The organism is Pseudomonas sp. MD195_PC81_125 (genome assembly GCF_014060985.1).
Classification (GTDB): domain Bacteria; phylum Pseudomonadota; class Gammaproteobacteria; order Pseudomonadales; family Pseudomonadaceae; genus Aquipseudomonas; species Aquipseudomonas parakoreensis.
In genome coordinates, this window is record NZ_JABULD010000691.1 from 1 (window position 1) to 7404 (window position 7404).

Here is a 7404-nt window from a genome sequence, read left to right on the forward strand (position 1 = left end):
CGCCGCGCCTGCTCGGTCGCCAGCCAGGTCTGCAGCGCCTGCTCGCTGAGGCTGCGCACCCGGCCGAAAAAATCCAGCTCATAGGCACTGACGCGAGATTCGCCGCATAGGTCGAATTGATCATGGCTTTGCTGCGGGTCACGCTGGGCGGCAGGCGCTGGCGCGACTCGCTGGCATTGGCCGACACCGCCGGCAGCAGATCGGCGCGCTGGATCCGGTACTGCGCCTGGAACGCCTCGACGTTCAGCGCCGCCACGCGCAGGTCACGATTGTTCAGCAGTGCGCTTTCAATCAGCTGTTGCAGCGCCGGGTCGTTGAACAGCGTGCGCCAGTCTTCAGTGCGCGCTGCGGCGGGTGTTTGTGTCGGGTAAACCGCACCTTGCGGGTACTGCGCCGCGCTTGGTGAGGCAGGGCGCTGGTACTCGGGAATCAACGAACAACCGGCCAACAGGACGGCGAGGGACAGCAGGGACATGCGCAACATCGAACGCTCTCATGCAGAAAAAATACGTGCCGGGGGACTCAGTCTCCACACCCCTCGCGAACACCGTTGAAGCCTGACTTCGCCGTTATGCCCCCGCCATCCAGCGCGCCAGGCCATGCCGTCCGCTGACGCCCAGTTTGGCGGTGGCACGCTTGAGGTAGGTCTCGACCGAACTGCTCTTGACCCGTAGCTGCTCGGCCAGTTGCGGCACGGTGCCGCCGGTCAGCAGCCCGAGGCAGACTTCCTTTTCCCGGGCCGAGAGGACAATGGCGCCCAGCGCCAGGCGCTCGTCGAACACCTGCTGCAACGGCGCCTGCTCCAGATCGGCCAGGGGCAGGCGCGGTTGTTTGGCGACGATCTGTCGACTGAGTTGCGCGTGCCGTTCAATCAGCGGCAACAGGGTGTCGGACAGGCTTTTGAGAAACGACAGCTCCGGCAGGGAAAACACCCGTTGCGTATGCGGTCGGTAGAACGAGATGACACAACGGCGGTTGGAGGTGCGCGACACCAGATTGCATTGGTGCACGCTGTGCTGCGGATGGCGGGGCTGGAGTGAGGCTTTGAGTTGAATCAGCAGGGAATCATTCATCTCGATCATCTTCTGCAACAACGGATGATCGTCCGGACTCGTCAACGGGTCTGGCGGCGGAAAGGTCTGTGGCAGGCCGGCACTGCCCAGCGCCTTGATCTCGACCACGCTGGCCTGACGCTCGTCCAGCGTCCACTCGCTGAGATCGACGCGATTGACCGGCACCAGAGTGTCGACCAACTGGAACAGGTTATTGGCGAAATGATCATCGCCGGTGCTGGCAATCAGTTCCCCCAGTTGCCAGTAGAAGTGCGGGTTTTCCATGTTGCGAATGCTGCCGGTCAGATTCATATCCTTGTCATCCCTGGTTCCGAGTCATCACCGAGTCGTCCGCTGTTGATGCAAAAGCCGCCCACGCAATCGTCTCTCCTTGAAACTGATCTGGGGCGGGATTTAAGCCTATGGATTTGTCCTACGTCTGTAGGGGGAAAACAGGGACACAAAGTGCCATCATTTCTGAAAGTTGGCGCCGGGCTTCTGACGGTGCCTGGTACAGAGGTCGCGCTTTGCGTGACTGTTCGGTCACGGCAAAGGCTTGAAAACCGGGGCAGTTACGTTTTCATGTGCTGACTGCGCTGGTCGATGGCGGCGTCAGCGTTGTGGCATTTTTCCTACAAGAATTTCAGTATTTCCTCTCCGAACTTTTAGTGGGTTCCCACCCAATCAGGCTGTTCAAGCGTTGGCTGGCCGGCAGGGGGGACGAGGTTGTCCGGGTTTCAGGTGTCATGTCGGCCTCGGGGCCGATGCTTGAATAGGCGCAAAATCACCTGAGAAGGATCTTATGCCGCCTATTTCCGCCCCTGCGGTGGCCACGCCGTCCGCATCGCTCCAGACGTATCCGCTGACCGCTGCGCAGCTGGATATCTGGCTGGATCAGCTGAGTCGCGGTGATTCGCCGCTGTACAACATCGGCGGCTACATGGACCTCAGTGGCCCGCTGGAGCCGGCCCGGATGCAGGCCGCGCTGGAAGCGCTGGTGGCCCGGCATGACGCAATGCGCACGGTGCTGTTGCCCGGCGCCGGTGCAACAGGCTTGCCGCTGCAGCAGTTTGCCCGGTCAGTCGCAGTGCCGATGCCGATCCACGATGTGTCGACGCACGGCGAGCCTGAGTCGGCGGCGCGGCGATTGGTTCAGGCGCGCATCGATCAACCCTTCGTGCTGGACGGCGGCTACCTGTTCCGCTTTCAGTTGATCCACCTCGATGACCAGCGACATTGGTTAGCCGTGCAGGCTCATCACTTGATCTTCGATGGCTGGAGCTTTGGCGAAATGTTCAAGTCGCTGGACGAGATCTATAACGCGCTGGCGCACGGCCAACCGGCACCAGTCGCGGCGCCGTCGTACATCGACTTCATCGAAGACAATGCGCGCTACCAAGCGTCGCCGCGTTATGCGCAGGATCGCGCCTACTGGCTGGACAAGTACCGACAAATGCCCGAACCGCTGTTGCTGCCGCGGCACCCGCAGCGCCAGACCGGCCCCGCCGCGCAGACGCAGGTCTACACACAGCCCTTGCCGACGCTGCTGCACGAGCGCATGAAGCAGGTGGCTCGGGCGTACGGTGCCTCGGCGTTCCATGTGCTGCTGGCGGCGCTGCATGTCTACTTCAGTCGCAGCACGCAGCGTGACGAATGGGTGGTGGGGTTGCCGATTCTCAACCGCTCCGGCGCGCGCTTCAAATCCACCCTCGGGCTGTTCGCCCAGGTCAGCGCGGTGCGCATGGGGTTCGGTCGCGAATCTACCTTCGCTGAACTGGTGGGCGCGATCCGTAATGAGCTGCGCAAGGATTTCCGCCATCAGCGCTTCCCCGTGAGTGAAATGAACCGCGCCCTGGGTATACTGCGCGAAGAGCGCTCGCAGCTGTTCGAGGTCACGGTTTCCTACGAACAGGGCACTCACGATTATCGCTACGGCGAGGCATCGGGGCGGATCATCAAGGCCTCGAACGTCGAGGAGGCCACACCGCTGGCGGTGCACCTGCTGAGCAGTCTTGCCAACGACGATGCGCGCCTGTACCTGATCTACAGCGAGGCATATTTCAGCGCCGATCAAGTCAAGGCCCTGGCGGAACGCTGGTTGTTGATTCTGGAGCAGGGGCTGGAGGCGGTGAACCTGCCGGTGGCGGATTTTGACCTGAGCACGCCCGAGGAAACCGCGCTGCTGCAACAGTGGAATGCCACGCGGGTGAACTACCCGGCGCCGTCCACCCTTGCGCAGCGTATCGAAGCGCAGGCGATGCTGCGGCCGCAGGCACTGGCGGCGGTTGAGCAAGGGCAATGCCTGAGCTATGCCGAACTCAATCAACGTGCGAATGCGCTCGCTCATCATCTGCTCGACCTCGGTGTGCGCCCGGATGACCGGGTGGCGATCATCGCCCGGCGCGGGCTCGACACACTGGTCGGGCTGCTGGCGATTCTCAAGGCTGGCGCCGCTTATGTACCGCTGGATCCGGCGCATCCGGCCGAGCGCCTGAGCTATCTGCTGGAGGACAGCGCGCCCATCGCGGTGCTGACCCAGCGTGCGCTGCGCGGGCATTTGCCGGCGCTGTCGGTGCCGGTGATCGAGCTGGATCAGCCGACCTGGCCCGTCGAACATGCCGGCGCGCCGAAGGTGCCGGGGCTGACCCCGGCCAACCTCGCTTATGTGATTTACACCTCTGGTTCAACCGGCCTGCCCAAGGGGGTGATGGTCGAGCATCGCACCCTGTGCAATCTGGTCGATTGGCACGCTGACGTTTTCGACCTGCGCGCCGGCAGCCATACCTCGAGCCTGGCCGGCTTCGGTTTCGACGCGATGGCCTGGGAAGTCTGGCCGGCGCTGTGCGTGGGCGCGACCCTGCATCTGGCGCCGGTCAGCGAGGGTGGCGAAGACATCGATGCGCTGCTCGACTGGTGGTGTGCGCAGCCGCTGGAGGTGAGCTTTTTGCCGACCCCCATCGCCGAATACGCGTTCAGCCGCCAACTCGCTCACCCGACGTTGCGCACGCTGCTGATCGGTGGCGATCGCCTGCGCCAGTTCCCGCGTCAACAATCCTTCGAAGTGATCAACAACTACGGGCCGACCGAAGCCACCGTGGTGGCGACCTCGGGTCGTATCGACGCCGGGCAGGCGCTGCACATCGGCAAACCGGTGAGCAATGCCACGGTGTATCTGCTGGATGAACAGCAGCAACCGGTGCCGCTGGGCGTGAGCGGCGAGTTGTACATCGGCGGGGCCGGCGTGGCTCGCGGTTATTTGAACCGCGCAGAGCTGAGCGCCGAGCGCTTCCTGCGTGATCCGTTCAGCGCTGAGCCGGGGGGGCGCCTGTATCGCACTGGCGATCTCGCACGCTGGCGCGCCGACGGCAATCTGGAGTATCTGGGGCGCAACGATGATCAGGTGAAAATCCGTGGCATCCGGATCGAACCGGGGGAAATCGAAAGCGCACTCACCAGCCATCCAGCGGTGCGCGAAGCGGTGGTGCTGGTGCGCGACGGACAATTGTTGGCCTGGTTCACCGAGCGGGTGCCGTTGAACATCAATGAACTGCACGCACACCTGAAAACCCGCCTGAGCAGCGCCATGCTGCCGAACGCCTACGTACGTCTGCCGGCGCTGCCGCTGACCGCCAACGGCAAGGTTGATCGCAAAGCGCTGCCCGCGCCCGGGGCAGAGGATTTGATTCGCCGCGAATACGAGGCACCGCGAGGCGAGGTCGAAATCGCCCTGGCGCAGATCTGGGCCGAAGTCCTGCAAGTGGAGCGGGTCGGGCGTCACGATCACTTCTTCGAGCTGGGTGGGCATTCGTTGCTGGCGGTGATGCTGATCGAACGCATGCGTCAGCTCGATCTGAGCAGCGACGTGCGCGTGCTGTTCAGCCAGCCGACGCTCGCTGCACTGGCCGCTTCGGTCGGCAGCGGTCGGGAAATCGAAGTCCCGGCCAACCGCATCGCTGCCGATTGCACGCACATCACGCCGGCGATGTTGCCGCTGGTACAACTGCAGCAGATGGACATCGAGCGGATCGTCGCCAGCGTTCCGGGTGGCGCCGCCAATGTGCAGGACATCTATCCGCTGGCACCGCTGCAGGAAGGCATTCTCTACCACCACATCACCGCTGAGCAGGGCGATCCGTACCTGCTGCAATCGCAACTGGCGTTTGACAGTCTTGAACGCGTCGAGGCCTTCGCTGCGGCGCTGCGCGAGGTCATGGCGCGCCATGACATTCTGCGCACTTCGGTGCTCTGGGAAGGCCTGACGACCCCGGTGCAAGTGGTGTGGCGCGAGGCGATTGTGCCGTTGCAGGAGGTCGAACTGGATCCGGCTGACGGCCCGGTCATCGAGCAGTTGCACGCGCTCTTCAATGCCCGGCGTTATCGTCTTGACGTCAGCCAGGCGCCGCTGATGCGCCTGGTGTATGCGCGTGATCCGGCGCTGGATCGGGTGGTGGGGATTCTGCTGTTCCATCATTTGGCGATGGATCACATCGCTCTTGAAGTGATGCGCAGCGAAATGCAGGCCAGCCTGTGCGGACACACTGTGGCGCTGGCGCCGCCAGTGCCGTATCGCAATTACGTGGCGCAGGCGCGGCTGGGCGTCAGCGAGCAGGAACACGAGGCGTTTTTCCGAGCGCAACTGGCGGACATCGACGAGCCGACCCTGCCATTCGGGCTGCAGGAAGTGCAGGGCGACGGACGCGGCATCGACGAAGCGCAGCAGGCGCTGCCGACTGACGTCTATCAGCGTCTGAGCACCCAGGCACGCCAGGCCGGGGTCAGCGTGGCGAGCCTGATTCATCTGGCGTGGGCGCGGGTGCTGGCGGCGACGTCCGGCCAGCGGCGTGTGGTGTTCGGCACGGTGCTGATGGGACGCATGCAAGGCGGTGAGGGCGCCGACCGGGCCTTGGGCGTGTTCATCAACAGCTTGCCGCTGCGCATCGACGTTGATGCCGGGGTGCTGGACGCCGTGCGCGCCACCCATGCGCGACTGACCGCGCTGCTCGGTCATGAGCACGCGTCGCTGGCACTGGCTCAGCGCTGCAGCGGCGTCGCCTCGCCGTCACCGTTGTTCAGCGCGCTGCTCAACTACCGGCACAGTGACGAATCTGAATTGCTGGAGCCGTCCAGTCAGGCCTGGCAAGGCATCGAAACCCTGGCCAACGAGGAGCGCACCAATTACCCGCTGACCATGAGCGTGGATGATTACGGCAACGGCTTGCGCCTCACCGGCAGGGCCGTGGCGCAGATCGGCGCGCAACGGATTTGCGGCTACATGCAAACCGCGTTGAGCGGCCTGGTACAGGCCTTGGAGCAGACTCCGCAACAACTGTTGAACCGCTTGCCGATCCTGCAAGCCGAGGAGTTGCAACGTTTGCTGATCACGTTCAACGCCACCGAAGTCGATTGTCCGCTGGACCAGCCACTGCACGCGTTGTTCGAAGCACAGGTGCGGCGTAAGCCAGACGCCATCGCGCTGCAATCCGCGCAGGGAACCCTGACTTACCTCGAGCTCAATCAGCGCGCCAATCGCCTGGCCCATCACCTGCGTGAACTCGGCGTTCAACCGGACTCGCGCGTAGCGATCTGTGTCGAGCGCGGGCTGGATCTGGTGATCGGTCTGCTGGGGATTCTCAAGGCTGGCGGCGCCTATGTGCCGCTGGACCCGGACTATCCGCTGGAGCGCCTGAACTACATGTTGCAGGACAGCGCGCCGGTCGCACTGGTGGTGCATGGCGCCACGCGGCAATTGCTCGGCGAGCCGGGTGTGACGATGATCAATCTGGATTACGGCAGTTGGGAGCAGCAGCCGTCAGGCAACCTTCAACTGCCGGGTCTGAGTGCTTCGAACCTCGCTTACATGATCTACACCTCGGGTTCTACCGGGCTGCCGAAGGGCGTGATGATCGAGCATCGCAGCGCCTGCAACATGGTGCATTGGGGTTCGCAGCTCAGTCCGCCAACCGAACACGGCGCACTGCTGCAAAAGGCACCCTTCAGCTTCGATAGTTCGGTGTGGGAGATCTTCTGGCCGTTGTGTTCCGGGATGCGTCTGGTACTGGCGCGACCGGACGGCAACCGCGATTCGGCGTATGTGGTGCAGACCATTCGTGAGCAGCAGGTCACCGTAGTCAAATTCGTCCCAGCGCTGTTGCAGCAGTTCATCGAGCAGGACGGTGTCGAGCAGTGCACCAGCCTGACCGATGTGCTCAACGGTGGCGGCGAACTCAGTGCAGCGCTGGCGCGTCAGGTGCGCGATCGCCTGCCGTGGGTGCGGTTGCACAACGTTTTATGGCCCCGACCGAAACCACCGTGGACAGCACGGGGCTGGACGCTGGAACCGGACATGCCGGTG

1 protein-coding gene and 2 pseudogenes are annotated in these 7404 nt (G+C 63.5%); 1 reads left to right on the top strand and 2 read right to left on the bottom strand.

Going from position 1 to position 7404, the window contains the following annotated elements; all coding sequences use genetic code 11:
- Both HT737_RS27215 and HT737_RS27220 read right to left on the bottom strand, forming a co-directional pair.
- Positions 1-481: pseudogene (locus HT737_RS27215) on the bottom strand (TolC family protein); the annotation flags it as partial.
- 88 nt (positions 482-569) lie between these two features.
- Positions 570-1364 (bottom strand): helix-turn-helix transcriptional regulator, encoded by a 795-nt coding sequence (locus tag HT737_RS27220; RefSeq protein WP_041067206.1) that lies wholly within the window; start codon positions 1362-1364, stop codon positions 570-572.
- Between the two features lie 490 nt (positions 1365-1854).
- Between HT737_RS27220 and HT737_RS27225 the strand changes: the two are divergent.
- Positions 1855-7404: pseudogene (locus HT737_RS27225) on the top strand (amino acid adenylation domain-containing protein); the annotation flags it as partial.

Coding starts and splice junctions, on each gene's coding strand:
- HT737_RS27220 (WP_041067206.1), bottom strand. CDS start 1,364: ATGAATCTGACCGGCAGCATTCGCAACATGGAAAACCCGCACTTCTAC.